We start from the raw sequence: 15,519 nt of genomic DNA, 5'->3' as shown, positions 1-15,519 counted from the left end.
ACTCAGCCGATGTGGAACGTCAAGCAGCCTTGACTCCGCGGGCGAAGACAGCACGTTCATGGGAGAACTCGCGGAAGCCATAGACCGAGTGGTAGCGTCCGACGCCGCTACCATTGACGCCGCCGAAGGGAAGCCGGCCGTCGAAATAGTGCTCACCCCAGACATTGACGGACACCCCGCCGGAGCTGGTCTGCTGAAGGACGTCCTGGATGAATGCCGGGTCGTGCGAGAAGATGAAAGAGCCGAGCGGCTTGCCGTTCGACCGCACGAAGTCGATGGCGTCCTGGAGGGTGTCGTACGGAACAATGACCACGACCGGCCCGAATATTTCTTCATGCATGATCTCGGCATTCGGAGGCACATCGGCCAAGATCGTGGGTTCCATCGTGAGTTCGTCGGCATTCGAGCCACCCCCCAGGATGACGCGCGCGCCCAGGGCAACCGCGTCGTCCACGTAGCGGCGAACACGGTCGAAATTGTTCCGGTTGACGAAGCGCCCCTGTTTGGCGGCATCGAAACGACCATCCGTGTAGACCAAGCCCTTGACCGCGTCGACCATTTTGGTTGCGAGCAGATCGACGGATGCCGAAGGCGCCATGACGTAGTCGATGGACAGGCAGACCTGCCCGGCGTTCATGATCCGGGAGAGCATGATTTCGTAGGCCGCTTTGTCGAGGTCAGCGTTTCGATCGATGATCGCCGGGTTCTTGCCGCCCAGTTCGAGGGTGACAGAGGCCAGATTCCTCGCCGCCGCGGCCATCACGATCCTTCCTACCTTGGGGCTGCCAGTCAGGAAAATGTGGTCGAACGGCTTGTCGAGCAGCAAGCCGGCGACTTCCGCGCCGCCCTCGAAGACGGCAACTTCGGATTCGTCGAACAATTCCCGGATGATGCGGGTGACGATGGCGCTGGTTGCCGGAGTCAATTCGGACGGTTTGACGATGGCGCTGTTCCCCGCCGCGACGGCATAGATCAGCGGCTCGAAGCAGAGGTGGAAGGGGAAATTCCACGGGCCGACGATCAGGACGACCCCGCGGGCTTCGTAGTGGACGTAGGCATTGACGTCGGCATCGGTGCTCTTCGCGGCAACGGGCGTAGGGGCCATCCACTGTTCGAGATGTTCGATGGCTTCGTTCGCGGTGTCGATGGCGTTCTGGACATCGAAGGGCATCGCCGTCCTCGGGCGCGCCATGTCTTGATACAGGGCCTCGGAAACCTCCCCTCCCACCTGCATCAGGCGATCACGCAGGCGCACGAGCTTGGCTTTCCGGGTCGCTGAGTTGCTCCGCTTGAGCTTCCAGGCATTGCGCTTTTGTAGTTCAAAGACGCGCGTGATATCGGCTTCATTCGGCATGAGAAATTTCTCCTGTTGGGTTGCCTTGGCTTGGCATGGGACAACCCCACTTCGGGGCTGGCTACAGGATGAAATTCTGGGCTTGCCACGCCTGTCCGGATAGACTCATTCCTATGCCATCATTGCCTATTCCTCAGATTTCACTCTATTTTTCACTGATTTCAGGCAAAATGATTGCCTATTATTTTTTACACGCCAGCGCACATGGACGAGCACATTCCGCCAATGCAACAGCAGATGGCCAGGCTTCTGAAACAGCTCGCACCGCATGAGGGCTACACCCGATCGCTGCTCGATGGCGTTCGGTTCATGCGTGCAGACCGGCCACTCGCCCGCACGCCGGTACTCTACGAGCCCAGCATCGTGATCGTGTGCCAAGGCCACAAGCGCGGCTACCTGGCCGACCGGGTCTACCACTACGACTCGCAGCATTACTTGGTGCTGTCGGTGCCGCTGCCGTTCTCGTCGGAAACCGAGGCCAGCACCGAGGAGCCGCTGCTGGCGGTTTCGGTCCGGTTGGATATGGCGGCAGTGGCCGATCTCGTCTTGGAGTTGGACAACCATGAGACGAGCACGGTCACGGCGCCTGAAGGCATCGTGTCCACACCGCTGGATGCGACGCTGGCCGACACGACCTTACGCCTGTTGCGAGCTTTGTCCTCGCCGGTAGAAGCGAAGGTGCTGGGGCCGGGCATTGTGCGCGAGTTGTGTTTTCGCGTGCTGGTCGGTGAACGAGGAGGTGCAATTCGAGCGGCACTGGCCAATTTCGGCAATTTCGGCCGCATCTCCCGTGCACTACGACGCATCCACAATGACTATGCCCAGCCGCTGGATGTCGGCCTGCTGGCCCGCGAAGCGGGCCTGAGCGTGCCGACCTTTCATGGGCATTTCAAGGCCTTCGCCAAAACATCGCCCATCCAATACATCAAGTCGGTGAGATTGCACCAAGCCAGATTGCTGATGATCCGCGATGACCTTACGGCTGCGGCCGCCGCTGCAGGTGTCGGCTACGAGAGTCCTTCCCAGTTCAACAGGGAGTTCAAGCGATTGTTCGGTCGCAGTCCTGGAGAAGAAGCGCGGGAAATGAGAGCCGCCTTCTCGCTCTTGCCGCCCACGCAACTGGAAGGGGTTGCAGCCACGCACTAACCGATGTGGCGCTCGACCGAACTGGTCGCCGCCATCCTGCAGGCCGCGTCCCGTGTCGTCTCTTCGACACCGGTGATGGGGCTATTTCGGAACACGACCTTTCACCGCATTGGCGCGGGCGCTGCAAGTGATATGGCCAGAAACCTCTGCCGGTAGGCGCGTGCGCATGCGTGCCTTGAGAACGGCAAGATCCTCGGCCGCCATCGTTGCGAGCGTCGGCCCGACGCTCGGCGCTCCGAAGGCCGTCGCCCAGAAGTCGTCAAAGCCGCTGAACGTGCGGCACACCTCGATTTCGCACGTTTCAATCGCATCCAGGCCAGCGCCAGCCCACAAATCCCGCATGACGTCTCTGCGCGACGCCTCGGGGCTTGGCGGCGCCGGGACCGCAATGCCAAGCCGGCGGATTTCCGCCAGCAACGCTTCATATGGAAAGCCGCCTCCCATCATGTCCCAGGCGTACGCGGCAACGGCCCCGCCAGGGCGGACCACTCGTTTCATTTCGGCAACGCCTTTGGCCGGATCGGGAACGAAGAAAATCACCAAGGGCATGACAGCAACATCGAACGTGCTGTCGGGGTAAGGCAGCACCATTGCATCCCCTTGGCGGAACTGTACGGTGCGAAGCGCAGGTCGCATGCGCGCGTAGGCAAGCTGCTCCTCGGAAGGGTCTACGCCACGCACCGACGCCGGATGACAGCGCCCGATGAGCATCTCGGTGAAGGCGCCATTGCCGCAGCCAACGTCCAGCCATCGCTGCCCCAATTCCGGGTCGAGCCAGTCAAGGAAAGTTTTCCCCGCAAGCTGGCTCCACTTTCCCATGTAGCGCTCGTACGCCGCCCCATCGTGAAAATGGATTTGATCAGTCTTCATATCAAGCCCCCAAACAGTTCGATCAACGTGGCCGAAAGATAAAGCCCCACTCCGAATACGGCATGCGTCACCAGGCTGCGCAGGCAGTTCCTCAACGGCGTGGGCGTCTTCGATGCCGCGAACCCCGCCCCCATAGCGGGCTGCATGACGAACAGCGGCACAACAACGGTCGCCATGCCCACTGCCACGGCAGGCAAGAAGGCGGGGGCTCGCAGCCAGGCCAAGCCCTGCATCGCCACCATCAGCACCGCGAAGGCGATGCCGGTGGCGTAGTGAACCGCCCAGCCCAGCGGCCGCTCCCTGTTCCTTTGCGATTGTTCCAATCAAGTCTCAATGGCATGGTAAAAGTTGAAGTCAACTTCAAGTCAAGAGATATGCGATGGACATTTCCGAAGTCGCCAAGCGCACCGGCCTGCCAGCCTCCACGCTACGGTTCTATGAGAAGAAGGAGCTGATCTCGGCAACCCGCGCGGCAGGTGGCTGGCGGCACTTTGCACCGGACGTGCTCGACCAATTGGCGCTGATCGCGCTGGGGCAGGCCGGGGGCCTCTCACTGGACGAAATCCACGCCATGCTCTCTCCCGATGGCGCTGTGCAAGTGGACAGAAAGATGCTGTCGGCGAAGGCCGATGAAATTGACGCGACCATCAAACGTCTACGCACGATGAGCCAGGGACTGCGCCATGCCGCCGCATGCCCCGCCGCCCATCATGCGCAATGCCCGACATTCCAGCGGCTGCTCAAGGCCGCTGCCGCAGGCCGGTTGAAGCCAGGTGCGGCGGCGCCGAAGGTCGTCAAGCGCCATGCCAAAAGCCTCCAACTGAGCTGAAGGCCGTCAGAATCTTGGTAGCCCGCGGCGTTGCTGCCTGGTCGAATGCAGCGACGGGGACCGGGAAGCGAAACGGGATGCGAGTTGCATGGTCCTCCTCCTGACAAAGAGAGCTATGCTGTTCACACTACACACCGGATTCCTAGATGCCGACCACACGGCAAGCAAAGCGCGCAAGCCCGGATCTGGAAGCCGGGCCCGAGGCGTCAGCCGAGCGGAGCGAGGGAACGAGGAAAGCCCGTCAGGGGCGAGACGCCGCTGGCGGCTCGATGCGAAGCACGACAGCGCGACCAGCCATGTATCCTTGGCCGGGGACACCCAGGAGCCAGTTGCACCATGACGACGAACTACGTGGACGCCTTCATCACGGCTTCACCCGACAGCACAGCCACCATGGGCCAGACACCGCCCAGGGCCGGCTCGATTGCGCAGATCCAGCACCGGCTCCTGGCCGCCCGGCCCTATCACTACACCAGCGACGACCTGCTGTTCGAGGTCCACGCCATCCGCAACGGCGTCGCTCCCGAGGATCGGGCGCAGGCGCGCGAAACCTTCTTCGCCAAGTCCCAGGCCTGCCTGCGCGCCTCCCCGCTGGTCAAGCAGTTCGGCTGGGGCATCCACCACGACGCCGAATCGAGGATCGCTGCCTACGGCGTCGAAACCGATGCCTATTGCGAACTCAGCAGCCGCAAGGACCTGAAGATCGTGCCCGGCATGCGCAGCCAACGGGCCAAGTAGGGAAGGCTGATCTGGCGCAGCCGATTCGGCGTTCTTTGAGGGGCGCCAAGCATCGCGCAGCAGGGCTCTCCGCTGGAGGCAAACGAAGCACGCAGCGCCACAGGAGCACAGACATTGCGCCACGCGGGCGCGATGCGAAGAGGCGTACAGCGACGCCCTGCGCGTCAGACAACGACGCGCCTGGCCAACCGCGCATCGCGCGCATAGGCGCTCAGGCGCTTCCCGGTCCGGAAATACAGGTCACGCTCGACCGGCAAGCCCAGCCGGCCGCGCAAGGCTGCGATTTCCGCCAAACTGACCCAGCCGATTTCCGGCATGCCCAGACCCAGGTCGCCAAGCCTAAAGGCGTGTCGTGATCATCGGGATCGATCGAGGCCAGCAGCCAGGTCGCGCCGGCATCCGGCGTGAACAGCTTGACCACGGAGGCCGGATCGAAGTCCGGGTTCTCCAAGGGAAAGGTTGCCGGGCGGGCACGATGAAGGGAAGGGCAAGACCGCCACGCATCCGATCACGGTCACTGCCATGCCGCCCTCTTCACTCCCTACCCCGGACAGACTTTCATCCTTGCCCCATCCGGGCATGCCCGGCTACGACAACGCCCCCAGTTCCCGGCGAAGACGCCCTTGCCTTTCCGCCGCACCATCGGCCGTCAGGAACTGCACCAGATCATGCCTCTGGCCGAGACGACGATCTACGAGATGGAGCAGCGCGGCGAATTCCCGCGCCGCTTCCGCCTCACCGCCCACTGCGTCGTCTGGAGTCTGGAAGAGCTCGAAGCCTGGATCGAAGGCCACAAGCAAGCCTCTCGATCAGCGAAGGCCAACACATCGGCCGGCCCGAAGGTGAGACTGCGCCGGCACCGCCCTGTTCCATGAAACCGCCATCTGGCGTCCACGGCGACTACCCGGCATCCGCCCTGACCAGTTCTACACCGGGCAGCACCTGTGCCATCTGAGCCGCAGCAAGCGTGACCGCCGTATCTCGTTCCCGTCGACCGATTGCAGAAAAGCGCGCGACGGCTCGTCCAGCCAATGCGCCACCCGTGCCAATAGGCGCTCGCGGCTCTCCAACAAGGCCGTCGCTTCAATGGGCTCAGCCGTCATGCCCTTAAAGTGAGCCTCGAAGGTGGCCTCGAAATCCGCAGGTACGCGCGGTGCCAGCATCTCCCAGGCCGGCTTGGGGCTGCACGTCAGATACACGAGAAAGGTCCGCCAGAGACCTGCATCCGCCCGCTCATCCGCCAGCAGCAGGCCCACATCGAACAGATCGCGCGGATGCTGCCGCGACAGCGCCGCCGCCAGCTTGCCGGCATACAGATCGGCGAAGTCCAGCACCTGCACTTCGGCGAAGCCGAACGCCTCCTCCACCCGTGGCCGCACGACCATGGTTCGCACTGGATGGACCGTCCCGCGCATGACAGGCGTCGTCTCGATCTGCACACGCGCACGGCCGCGACTGGCCACCAGCCGGATGACCGCCCCACCCTCGCCCGCCGAAGCCTGTACCTGCAATTGCAAAGGCCGGGCGCCCAAGGCATCGGCCAAGCGCCCGAGCGCTTCGGCGATCAACTTCGCATCCTCGGCATCGTCGTGGACTGGCAGCCAGGCCGAATCGATGTCCACCGACAGGCGAGGCAGATCATGCTCGAACAGGTTGATGGCTGTGCCGCCCTTGAGAGCGAAGTGCGGCTCCTGGGCCAGCACCGGCAGGGATCTCCACCAGCAACCGCACACGGTCCGTATAGCGCCGGTCCCACCGATCAAGCCAGGTGATCATCGAGGTCTCCCGGCAAGGTGATCTGGTAGGTCGGATGCAGACGCCCACCGGGCACCAGCGCGCGCTTGCCGCGCCCCAGATCGACGCCATCCAACGGCACATGCGACAACCACGCATGCCGATGTCGATCGGCCAAGGCCAGGAACAGCCGCTTCGCCTTGATGCTGCGGCAGTGGCGCAGCAGCAGGCCAACCCGTTGCGGGCGCAGCGTGGTCATGGCCTGCATCAGCGCATCGGCTTCGTAGACCCCGGCGGCATCCGATATGCCATCGCACAGTTCCAGCATGGCCCGCTCAGGCGTCGAACACACCAGGGCATCGACACCAGGCACAGCGGAATGCCAGGCCAAGCCCGCCTCGGACAGCGCCTTCTCGGAAGCTTCCGAAGTAAAGGGCACAGCCCGTAGATCGAACGGCCCCCTGCCCTCGTACTTGAAGCGCTGCTCCATCGACAACTTGCCGACCCAGCCCGGCGGCGGCACAGGCCCGTAAAGCGTGATCGTCCCGGCATCGCCCAGACGCAAGTAGTGCTCGTGCCCTTGCAGGGCTAGCGCAAAATGTCCCCCAACATGCAGTGGCATGCCCTCCCCTACCTGCAGGCTGCGGACTACCCCATCCCATTGCAGCCGCCCGCCGGCGCGCATGTAGACGCCACGCGCCGGCGACACCAGCCAGCCGCTGCCCACATAACGCGCGACCAGGCTGTTGGAGTAGTCATGCGCGCGCAGCCAGCGGCTGGACACCAGACGCGTATCGCCCAGTTCGGCCAGCAATCGGTTCAGTTTTCCTGAATTTTGAGCATCCATAGTGATCAAAATATCAGATTTATAAACCAACGCCAAGAACGATGAGTTTAATGAACTGAGGAAAAGATCACCCATAGTGATCTTTTCTGGACGAATGCAAGCCTCGGAATGTCCGCTAGAAGCGATCCCGGTCAAGGTCATCTGCGCTCCTCCCTCACAAAGCCGTGCTGAGCACCGGGACCGACACGTCCTCCGGCACCAGCTTCGGCACATGCGTGCGCCCATCGACCCACGCCTCCACCATGTCGGCCCACTCCTGGAGCATGTACCGCCGCGGCCCGGCGTACTCGGCCTTGTTGTAGACCGAGCGCGAAGACCGGCTGCCCTCCTCGTGCGCCAGGCACTTCTCGATCCAGTCCCCGTTGAAGCCCACCTCGTTGAGCAGCGTGGACGCGGTGCGCCGCAGGTCATGCACCGTGAACGGCTCCAGCGGCAACCCGGCTTCCTTCGCACGTGAACCAATGAGCTGGGTCACCCGGTTGAGCGTGGCATGCGACATGCACCGGTCGGGGTCATAGCGCGACGGCAGCACGAATCGCGAGCCTGACGCGCAGGTGTGCAGGGCCACGAAGATGTCCATCGTCTGCCGCGACAGGTAGACCACGTGCGGCTTGCGCCCCTTCATCCGCACCTTGGGGATCGTCCAGGTGGCGTTCTCGAAATCCACCTCGTTCCAGGTCGCGTCAGCGTCTCGCGGCGTCCGTTGAGACGGTAGTCGTAGCGGAAGGTGATGGTACCGGCGGTCGATACCGCCACGTACATGCCATCGCGGTCAAAAACCTTTAAATCCTGGACTTAGGCTTGAGATTGCGCAGTGCAGTATCGGTGAGCATCGAGGTGTTCCTCCTGTTCGTGACGGCTTTTACCGTCAGGGACCTGGAGACCCGTTGATGCTCGGAAAGCCGCATGAAACAAGCTTTCCTCAGGAGTTTTTTACCGTCAAAGACCGGTTCGGTCTCAATAGTAAACAGGAAGGTCTGGAGCCGACCTCCGGGGGCTTACCGTCAGTTCTGTCGCCGACCCGTTCTGCTGGCCGGCGATAGCCACCGACAGAAAACGCAACTTATACTTTTAAATTCAACAAGTTACGACACTTCTACCGATACCTGCCGATAGCCTCCGAAAGACGCTCCGTCACTCCCACTCTATTATCAATGGCAGTAAAAATCCATTTAAAAACAGACATATAAAAATCAACAGAGCAGCAGTACCATGAAGAATACCCCTCCCCCAAAAAAACGCTCAGTTAGTCTCATGGGTTAGCTGAAAACACCTAACGATCAGGGATAACCCACATGTACACCAGCTTGCGCCTAGCCTGCCTTGATGCAGCAATGCCAACGAAAGCGCCGACGTAGCAAGAATGCAGAGGAGAGACGGCCCGCTCCTGCCGTCTCATACCCTCCCCCCAATTGATATAGGGGAAGAGTTGGCGCTTGTGTGTGGGCTGCCAACAGCCATTAAGGGTAAAGCGGAGCGCCGAGGTCAGTATACTTCACGACTACGCCTCGCCTCCAGCTCTTTCCCGAGGTCGAATTTATCACCCCAAGCGGTGAACCACTGATCGTTGGATAATTGAATCAATGCAAGCTTTATCTCATCTAGCCCAAAAACCTGTCCAATGGCAGCTTTAGTAGCGTTACTAATATAAGGGCAGACAATCAAATCAAGCAGCAAAATCAGTGTTTCCGCATCATCCGGACAATGGGCCTTCATATATTCGAGTTTGGCAATGATGTGATCCTCTACGAAAGTCTTCAACTTTTCATAGCGAACCTTGTCTTTGATATAGGACAGCAGAACTGTTATCGAAAAGTGATTCATAAAGCCCGACGGACGAACATAGCACGCTGTATCTTCTTCCTCCTTGATTAGGAAATGCCGGAGAAGCACAGAAACCGGCAGCCAATATTCCCGACCGATCTGCGACAAGGAAATAAGTAGGTATAGGCTCTCGATCTCACGATGTACGCTCATCGTGTTTTTTTCAAGCTGCTGCAACACGTTGTCGTGAACATACTTAAACAGTAAATGTTTCTGCTCGTATGGAAAACTTTGCGCCTGCAGGAAATTTACAGAAGCAGTGATCATCCGGCAGAGGCGGATCGTATGATTGACCTTCGGGCTTGCAGAGTAAACGAAAAACACGAACTCCATAATCGCGAGCAAGGCATTGGAAAGGCGCTTACGGTCACGATCTGACTTGTCGCTCGTCACATATGCTTTGGAAAGCTTCTCAATTTTACTCTCGGTTATAGCGAAGGTGTAGTTCAGGAGATCACCATAGGTCACGCCAGCCTCTTTGATGGCTGCCTTATACCGGACAATCAGACGGTTCGCATTTACAGAGCAAGCCAGATTCTTCTTTGGAGGGCTGGAGGGATCGACCAGAAGCTCCTCCTCACACACTGGATCGACCTCGTCATTCAGCAGAATCGAGATACGCTCTTTAGCAATCGTAATTTCTGTTATGATTGGCTTTTGATAATGCTTTATTTTTGCCGTGTTGATGCTGAGTTTTTTAGACTTGAGCACCTGTTGAAGCGTCTCGAATATCTTGAGTTGAGTAGACTCCTGATTATAAAAAACAAAGAAATCATCCACGTAGCGGAAGATTTCATAATCTACCTTGTGGGTCAGATTAGCCCCTTCGGACAATTTCTCGACCACCTCTACATCAACGGCCTGCAGAATAATCTCAGCAAAAATTCGGGAGAACTCCGGGCCAATCACTATACCGTTGGTCTCTTTATGATTGAGATCTTGCATAAGGGCATCGAAACGCCCCCCAAAAGTTTTCTTCGACGCCTCCAGACTGAATTTCGTCTGGTCTTTGCCCAATACCGCCCAAGGCAGTGAGTGAGTATAGATGCTGTCAAAGCACTTACCCACATCAATCTGCACCATTGCATCATACTTTTTCTCACTACGATGGTATTGATGCGATTCAAAGAAGCGGTGAATATTTCGGTATTTCCGATACACGAAATAAGATCCCAACTGCTCATACTCTCGATCGCTTTCCTCGACGCCTGCGACAGTATCTAAGCGCTCCTCATGAAGCTTGTCTTTGAAATAAGCGTAGCGCGACACCGAAACAGGATGACGAATCGAGAGTTCGCTAACAGAAGTATGATATATAATCAAGGCGCTGTGCATGGCGTAAAAACTTGCCACGGCGACCTGATTACGCGGATGGACAACGCTAAGCGTACGTCCATCAAGATTATGAGCGACGCGGAAATTAAAAGGGATGGTTGCCATCTCGCATTTACCGATTGGTACACTGCGGCGAGTTTTCTCCTTGCCCCACTCGTTCACAACAGCAGTCGCAATGTCGGCTGTTGGCTTGATTCCGAACAGTAACCGCATTGTCTGGTCGAGAGCGGTCGTTTCGCAAATCCAGCGCAACTGGCCATCCTGAATCTCAATGCTGTTATTAACCAAGAAGCGGTAATAGCCCCGATTGGAGAACGTCGGCGGCACTTCGAACGGCAACATATCGGTGAGTACAGACCTTTGCTTTCGGTGAGTGAGCGAAGCGCGTCGCTTAGTCATGCTTCCAGGCCCCCACGATCATCTGCAACTCTCGGGTACTAAAATTATGATACCGTCGCTGCTCAAAACCCGTCGTGAATTTAAGTTTTCTTAACTTCCTTTGAAGACTACTTCGCCCTAGCTTGTCTATACGCTTCCTGAGCCTCCTATCGAGTAATTTGAAGCTCGACAAATCGGTCACGACCGAGTTGTTAAAATATATTCCGGTGGCAGCGCGTGACTTACTGTTGGAAAGGCGTGTGTTACCTGTCAGAAATTTAATGCGTCCGACCAACCTCCTGAATGCACCTTTTGAATCGACAGACTTCTCATGCCAATAGTCTGCAAACGCAGCATTCATCCTCGACCGATACTTCATCATTTTTGCCGCGCTCGGGCTGATCTCAAGCTGCCCCTGTTTGAGGCAGAAGCGATACCCCAGATACTCGAACTTCTTCGGGTTAGTATCAGCCAGATTAAATTCAGAGGTTTTTTCCTCATTGAGCGCAAGACGGTTATCACTGAGGATTTCATTGATCAACTCTTTGAATGAACCGAGGCTTTTTCCAGCAGGCGGGCGTGCAAACACTGCCACTATGTCGTCGACAAACCGACAATATAGCACCAGACCAGGAAGAGCCTGGATCGCCTTATCCACCGGCCTCAGATACAACTCGGCTAAATACGCGCTAATGCCCACACCTCGGGGAACGCCAGTAGATGAGCCAGAAATCAAGCCATATGAGTCCATCACTTGTTTTATGTATTTTTTTGACGCGGGGCTCAATAGCTGGTCGCGCTCCAGCTTCTCTAGCAAATGCTTACGGTCGATACTTTCATAAAATGACGAAATATCCGTGCGAACCAGTTCAAAGGGAAATTTGCTGCCGAGCATATCGCGAAGCTGACATACGAGGTCATGACGACTCGCTTGCTTGACACCATAAATTCGATGAATGTTACGCTGGATTTGCTTAATGACGAAGAAGGTTTCAGGCTCCTCGTCAATGCAGAAAACGGCCTTTCCCTTCGGTCCGATCTTTTTGGAAAGATCGATCTTGAAGCGCGGTTTAAGTACCTTCTGGCTGATGCTATCCATCAAGGCATCAACGGCTGATGATTTATCTGCCTTCAAAGCCGTTAGTTCAGCCTTCAACGTAAGTAACCGCTCCTCGAAGTCACTCGCTTTGAGTGCAGCTTCGCTTTTCCGTAAATCACGAATCTCCTGCACCTTGTTGCGTACATTGAGTGTAAATGGCTCAAGCGTGGGGAAGTATCGGGTCGCCAAGTCGGCGCCCTTGCGGTTCTCAGCATCATAGATGCGACGGAAGTTCTCCGCAGTGAACATTTGGTCGAGCATCGTCAGCACCTATTCCATTTTTGTTGTCAATTAATTCGATCGGATTACTACCCTCGCCACCCGAAAGCACCAGACAACGCCAGGCTATTCTCAAACTGGTATCGTTGAACTTGGTCGCGCCTACTTACCAATCAATTCAGCCGATGTTTTCCTTCCTGACGCTCAGCCTATGGCCCTATACCTCCGCTCTCGCTCAGCGTCTGTAAGAGCGTCAGGCCACCTCGCCAACTCGCCATCGGTGAGCCCCGCTAGGATTTGCGGAAGGCTTTTGGTTCGATGTGGGTGTATTGGGAGATCGGCTGATGGGCCACCCTCAGTGATGAAAAATGGCTTCGGTAGCTCTTCTGAGTCCAGCTTCGTCATACTTTCTCCTCCTAACTCTTCCTGACCATGGCCAAGGTAAATCATGTGAATGTGCTACCCACCGGCACGCAACGCCTTCGGACAATGGTTCAGCTCCGGCCGACCAGCGGTTTTGCTGCTCGCCATCTCTTCGTAGATCGCCTGAACCCCAGACAATTGCAGTGCGTCGCGCTGCAAATCCAGGTTCTGGTCATCCTTCGAAACTGGGCATAACCGATCCGTTGATTTATTAACATTTTTCGGACGATGATAAATTTATGGGCATCTTAACAACTTAACATTCTAAGTAGCAGTGCTTAGGTAGGTTTTTTATGGTGTTAGAAAAACCACCGTTTTATGAACAGAGACCCGGTCTCGATCTGGCATAAATATCACCTGGCTCTCCCATAATCACTGGCAGGTCTCCTCGTCGCCGATCGGTTCGTGGTCGATCTTTTCCAGCAGCCAGGCCACGCCTGCAGCGGCCGCTTCGTCGTGGTCGAGATAGCAGCCATCGAGCGTGCCATATATGCAGCCCTGCTTGGTCGCCACTTCCCACGCCTGGCCGTCATATGTGCGGCACACGGCATAGGCAAAGTAATCGCCCTTAGCGTCCATCTCATCATGTGAGGCTTGCAGCTCCGGCCGAAGCGGAGGCAAGGAATAGTGCCCGTTGCTCATACCTTCGCACCCTCTTGGTCGGCAGCCACCATCGCGTCAGCCTCGGTCAATGCGTCCTCGCGGAAGGCCCCCATGCGCACCGCCTCGGACTGGCTCACTTCGATCGCCCATATCCTCTTCACTTGGGATGGGCTGCACCCGACCAGCTCGGCCGTCTTGTTGATGCTGTGGCCGGATCGGCGCAACGCGATCACCTGGGCGCGGCGCTTCGGATCGGCCCGCCGGCCTCGGTACTTGCCCGCACCCTTCGCCAGCTCAATGCCCTGGCGCTGCCGTTCGCGGCGGTCCTCGTAATCGTCGCGCGCCATTTGTAGAGCGAGCTTCAAAAGCATGTCCTGGACGGATTCCAGCACGATCTTGGCTACGCCCGTTGCCTCGGCCGCCAGCTCGGACAGGTCAACAACACCAGGAACGGCGAGACGTGCGCCCTTCGCTCGAATGGCTGCAACCAGGCGCTCGGCATCTACAAGCGGCAAGCGGCTGATACGGTCGATTTTCTCTGCAATGACTACCTCGCCAGACTGTAGGTCCGAGAGCATTCGCAGCAACTCGGGTCGGTCTGGACGCGCACCTGAAGCCTTCTCACGATAGACGCCAGCGACGTAGTACCCGACCGACCGGGCTGCCTCAATGATGCTTTCCTGGCGTTCCAGGTCCTGAGCATCGGTACTAACGCGCAAATAGACGCGGGCTACTTTGGGGACTGGGGCGTTGTCAACCCTCATTGACTCTACCGGCTTCTTGTCGCGCAGGTCGTTGACTCTCTCGGCCCCGGCATCCGTTAGCCACCCCGTATCGTGTGCGATTCCAACCGGTAGCGCCACGACGCGTCGGTCCTCCTTTGTTCTCATACTGGCTCTTTTGGGTATAGGTTAATGCGCCCATCTTAGCTCACTAGGCCCAATTGTGAAAGTCCGATTTATATGCGCCTAGCGCATGTTCCCGGTCCTACTGAGCTGGCAAGACAATTCCAGCGCCTCTGGTAGACGGTGGCCTCACCCCTACATATGTGCTAATGTGGGTTTGTGTAATCTGTGGAGCTTATCTTATGAGTCGCCTGACAATCGACATAACGGACCAGCAGCACCAGAGCCTCAAGGCTCTGGCCGCCTTGCAGGGGAAGACCATCAAGCAGTACGCCCTGGAACGCCTGTTTCCTGGTGATGCGGACGCCGGTCAGGCATGGCAGGAGCTAAAAACCCTGCTGCACACGCGCGTCAGCGACGGGCTAGCCGGCAAGGTGTCCACCAAGAGCGTCGGAGAAATTCTCAAAGAGGAACTTGACGGGGACCGCGCTTGACGGGCTACGTCCTAACGACCGAGGCCGAAGCCGATCTACGCGGCATCATCCGCTACACGCGGAAGGAGTGGGGCGCAGCCCAGGTGCGGCGCTATATCGCCAAGTTGGAACAGGGGATTGCCGCCCTCGCTGACGGACACCGCCCCTTCAAGGATATGAGCGAAATCTACCCGGCGCTGCGGATGGCCCGCTGTGAACATCACTACGTCTTTTGCCTGCCACGCGAAGATGCGGCAGCATTGATCGTGGCGATTTTGCATGAGCGAATGGACCTCCTGACGCGGCTGGCCACCAGACTCAACCAAGAGGATTAGACGATGGCAAAGATGGTCCGCATGTCGATACCCATTGACGGAAAATCCTCACCGGCGACCGGGACAGACTGCAATAAAGGGAGGCCACATGCTCCATAAATCTATCGTATCAGTACCCGACCAGGGCGAAATTGAAATTCACCACAGCAGCGGCAACGTCTATGCCGATCTCGACATACCCGACGCCGAGAGGATGCTGGCTAAGTCGCGCCTAATCATGCAACTGAATGACGCTATCAAGGCACGGCAATGGTCCAGAAAAAAAGCGGCCGCCGTGTTGGGGCTGTCAACGTCCGCGCTGTCGCGAGTGCTACGCGGTCAGTTCCGCGCCTACCAGGTCGATGACGTGGCCGGCTGGCTCAACAAGGCCAGGGACGCGGTGAAATGAGCTGGGACACATGTGGAGAAGACAAGGCGAAATAACAAGGGCGGCACACTGGCCGCCCTTGTTGTCGGGATACCTTGAA

Annotated in this window: 14 protein-coding genes and 5 pseudogenes; 7 read left to right on the top strand and 12 right to left on the bottom strand. The window is 57.9% G+C overall.

The window, feature by feature from the left end:
• Positions 1-19: 19 nt before the first annotated feature.
• Positions 20-1,354: an aldehyde dehydrogenase family protein gene (locus tag FOZ76_RS23175; protein ID WP_143950611.1), complete on the bottom strand. Its 1,335-nt coding sequence runs from the start codon at positions 1,352-1,354 to the stop codon at positions 20-22.
• Positions 1,355-1,558: 204 nt separating this feature from the next.
• On the opposite strand from FOZ76_RS23175, the gene FOZ76_RS23170 reads away from it, so the two are divergent.
• Positions 1,559-2,500 carry an AraC family transcriptional regulator gene (locus FOZ76_RS23170; protein WP_246129718.1) on the top strand — a complete coding sequence of 314 codons (942 nt, stop codon included), beginning with the start codon at positions 1,559-1,561 and terminating at the stop codon, positions 2,498-2,500.
• Positions 2,501-2,581: 81 nt separating this feature from the next.
• Here the strand turns inward: FOZ76_RS23170 and FOZ76_RS23165 are convergent, their stop codons facing one another.
• Both FOZ76_RS23165 and FOZ76_RS23160 read right to left on the bottom strand, forming a co-directional pair.
• Positions 2,582-3,370, bottom strand: a complete 789-nt coding sequence (locus tag FOZ76_RS23165) for a class I SAM-dependent methyltransferase (RefSeq protein WP_143950610.1) — start codon at positions 3,368-3,370, stop codon at positions 2,582-2,584.
• Positions 3,367-3,669, bottom strand: a pseudogene (locus FOZ76_RS23160) (DUF2938 family protein); the annotation flags it as partial. The gene FOZ76_RS23165 and the pseudogene FOZ76_RS23160, both read right to left, overlap by 4 nt.
• Before the next feature lie 80 nt (positions 3,670-3,749).
• On the opposite strand from FOZ76_RS23160, the gene FOZ76_RS23155 reads away from it, so the two are divergent.
• Both FOZ76_RS23155 and FOZ76_RS23150 read left to right on the top strand, forming a co-directional pair.
• Complete coding sequence (locus FOZ76_RS23155; protein ID WP_143950608.1) at positions 3,750-4,199, top strand: MerR family transcriptional regulator; 450 nt, start codon at positions 3,750-3,752, stop codon at positions 4,197-4,199.
• A 336-nt stretch (positions 4,200-4,535) separates the two neighbouring features.
• Positions 4,536-4,937: a DUF6157 family protein gene (locus FOZ76_RS23150; RefSeq protein ID WP_143950607.1), complete on the top strand. Its 402-nt coding sequence runs from the start codon at positions 4,536-4,538 to the stop codon at positions 4,935-4,937.
• Between the two features lie 164 nt (positions 4,938-5,101).
• Here the strand turns inward: FOZ76_RS23150 and FOZ76_RS23145 are convergent.
• Positions 5,102-5,388, bottom strand: a pseudogene (locus FOZ76_RS23145) (DUF2958 domain-containing protein).
• Between the two features lie 71 nt (positions 5,389-5,459).
• Here FOZ76_RS23145 and FOZ76_RS23140 point away from each other — a divergent pair.
• A pseudogene (locus tag FOZ76_RS23140) lies at positions 5,460-5,812 on the top strand (helix-turn-helix transcriptional regulator).
• 105 nt (positions 5,813-5,917) lie between these two features.
• Here the strand turns inward: FOZ76_RS23140 and FOZ76_RS23130 are convergent.
• The 8 genes and pseudogenes from FOZ76_RS23130 to FOZ76_RS23090 all read right to left on the bottom strand — a co-directional run.
• A pseudogene (locus FOZ76_RS23130) lies at positions 5,918-6,713 on the bottom strand (nucleotidyl transferase AbiEii/AbiGii toxin family protein); the annotation flags it as partial.
• Complete coding sequence (locus tag FOZ76_RS23125; protein WP_143950722.1) at positions 6,697-7,518, bottom strand: type IV toxin-antitoxin system AbiEi family antitoxin domain-containing protein; 822 nt, start codon at positions 7,516-7,518, stop codon at positions 6,697-6,699. The gene FOZ76_RS23125 and the pseudogene FOZ76_RS23130, both read right to left, overlap by 17 nt.
• 154 nt (positions 7,519-7,672) lie before the next feature.
• Positions 7,673-8,203: pseudogene (locus tag FOZ76_RS23120) on the bottom strand (tyrosine-type recombinase/integrase); the annotation flags it as partial.
• An 800-nt stretch (positions 8,204-9,003) separates the two neighbouring features.
• Complete coding sequence (gene drt3b / locus FOZ76_RS23115; RefSeq protein ID WP_143950605.1) at positions 9,004-11,076, bottom strand: antiviral reverse transcriptase Drt3b; 2,073 nt, start codon at positions 11,074-11,076, stop codon at positions 9,004-9,006.
• Complete coding sequence (drt3a, locus tag FOZ76_RS23110) at positions 11,069-12,415, bottom strand: antiviral reverse transcriptase Drt3a (protein WP_170235584.1); 1,347 nt, start codon at positions 12,413-12,415, stop codon at positions 11,069-11,071. Before drt3a ends, drt3b begins: the two co-directional genes overlap by 8 nt.
• 417 nt (positions 12,416-12,832) lie before the next feature.
• A complete protein-coding gene (locus FOZ76_RS28400) occupies positions 12,833-12,934 on the bottom strand; it encodes a recombinase family protein (protein ID WP_425473347.1) in 102 nt (33 codons plus the stop codon).
• Between the two features lie 234 nt (positions 12,935-13,168).
• Positions 13,169-13,438 (bottom strand): hypothetical protein, encoded by a 270-nt coding sequence (locus tag FOZ76_RS23095; protein WP_143950603.1) that lies wholly within the window; start codon positions 13,436-13,438, stop codon positions 13,169-13,171.
• On the bottom strand, positions 13,435-14,163 hold the full coding sequence (locus tag FOZ76_RS23090; protein ID WP_143950602.1) for a recombinase family protein: 729 nt from the start codon (positions 14,161-14,163) through the stop codon (positions 13,435-13,437). Before FOZ76_RS23090 ends, FOZ76_RS23095 begins: the two co-directional genes overlap by 4 nt.
• A 323-nt stretch (positions 14,164-14,486) precedes the next feature.
• Here FOZ76_RS23090 and FOZ76_RS23085 point away from each other — a divergent pair, with 323 nt between their 5' ends.
• The 3 genes from FOZ76_RS23085 to FOZ76_RS23075 all read left to right on the top strand — a co-directional run bounded on the left by FOZ76_RS23085 (position 14,487) and on the right by FOZ76_RS23075 (position 15,440).
• Positions 14,487-14,738, top strand: a complete 252-nt coding sequence (locus FOZ76_RS23085; protein WP_143950601.1) for an antitoxin — start codon at positions 14,487-14,489, stop codon at positions 14,736-14,738.
• Positions 14,735-15,052 carry a type II toxin-antitoxin system RelE/ParE family toxin gene (locus FOZ76_RS23080; RefSeq protein WP_143950600.1) on the top strand — a complete coding sequence of 106 codons (318 nt, stop codon included), beginning with the start codon at positions 14,735-14,737 and terminating at the stop codon, positions 15,050-15,052. The genes FOZ76_RS23085 and FOZ76_RS23080 overlap by 4 nt, the downstream gene beginning before the upstream one ends.
• Before the next feature lie 88 nt (positions 15,053-15,140).
• On the top strand, positions 15,141-15,440 hold the full coding sequence (locus FOZ76_RS23075; RefSeq protein WP_143950599.1) for a helix-turn-helix domain-containing protein: 300 nt from the start codon (positions 15,141-15,143) through the stop codon (positions 15,438-15,440).
• Positions 15,441-15,519: the final 79 nt, after the last annotated feature.

Origin of the sequence: Verticiella sediminum, assembly GCF_007558815.1 — a bacterium.
GTDB lineage: Bacteria > Pseudomonadota > Gammaproteobacteria > Burkholderiales > Burkholderiaceae_B > Verticiella > Verticiella sediminum.
This window is presented reverse-complemented; position numbering and strand designations above follow the sequence as displayed.

What these genes read in the sequence shown, in the direction of transcription:
- drt3a (WP_170235584.1), bottom strand. Translation starts at nt 12,415, where the DNA reads ATGCTCGACCAAATGTTCACTGCGGAGAACTTCCGTCGCATCTATGAT.
- FOZ76_RS23085 (WP_143950601.1), top strand. Translation starts at nt 14,487, where the DNA reads ATGAGTCGCCTGACAATCGACATAACGGACCAGCAGCACCAGAGCCTC.
- FOZ76_RS23175 (WP_143950611.1), bottom strand. Translation starts at nt 1,354, where the DNA reads ATGCCGAATGAAGCCGATATCACGCGCGTCTTTGAACTACAAAAGCGC.
- FOZ76_RS23075 (WP_143950599.1), top strand. Translation starts at nt 15,141, where the DNA reads ATGCTCCATAAATCTATCGTATCAGTACCCGACCAGGGCGAAATTGAA.
- FOZ76_RS23090 (WP_143950602.1), bottom strand. Translation starts at nt 14,163, where the DNA reads ATGAGGGTTGACAACGCCCCAGTCCCCAAAGTAGCCCGCGTCTATTTG.
- FOZ76_RS23165 (WP_143950610.1), bottom strand. Translation starts at nt 3,370, where the DNA reads ATGAAGACTGATCAAATCCATTTTCACGATGGGGCGGCGTACGAGCGC.
- FOZ76_RS23150 (WP_143950607.1), top strand. Translation starts at nt 4,536, where the DNA reads ATGACGACGAACTACGTGGACGCCTTCATCACGGCTTCACCCGACAGC.
- FOZ76_RS23125 (WP_143950722.1), bottom strand. Translation starts at nt 7,518, where the DNA reads ATGGATGCTCAAAATTCAGGAAAACTGAACCGATTGCTGGCCGAACTG.
- FOZ76_RS23095 (WP_143950603.1), bottom strand. Translation starts at nt 13,438, where the DNA reads ATGAGCAACGGGCACTATTCCTTGCCTCCGCTTCGGCCGGAGCTGCAA.
- drt3b (WP_143950605.1), bottom strand. Translation starts at nt 11,076, where the DNA reads ATGACTAAGCGACGCGCTTCGCTCACTCACCGAAAGCAAAGGTCTGTA.
- FOZ76_RS23155 (WP_143950608.1), top strand. Translation starts at nt 3,750, where the DNA reads ATGGACATTTCCGAAGTCGCCAAGCGCACCGGCCTGCCAGCCTCCACG.
- FOZ76_RS23170 (WP_246129718.1), top strand. Translation starts at nt 1,559, where the DNA reads ATGGACGAGCACATTCCGCCAATGCAACAGCAGATGGCCAGGCTTCTG.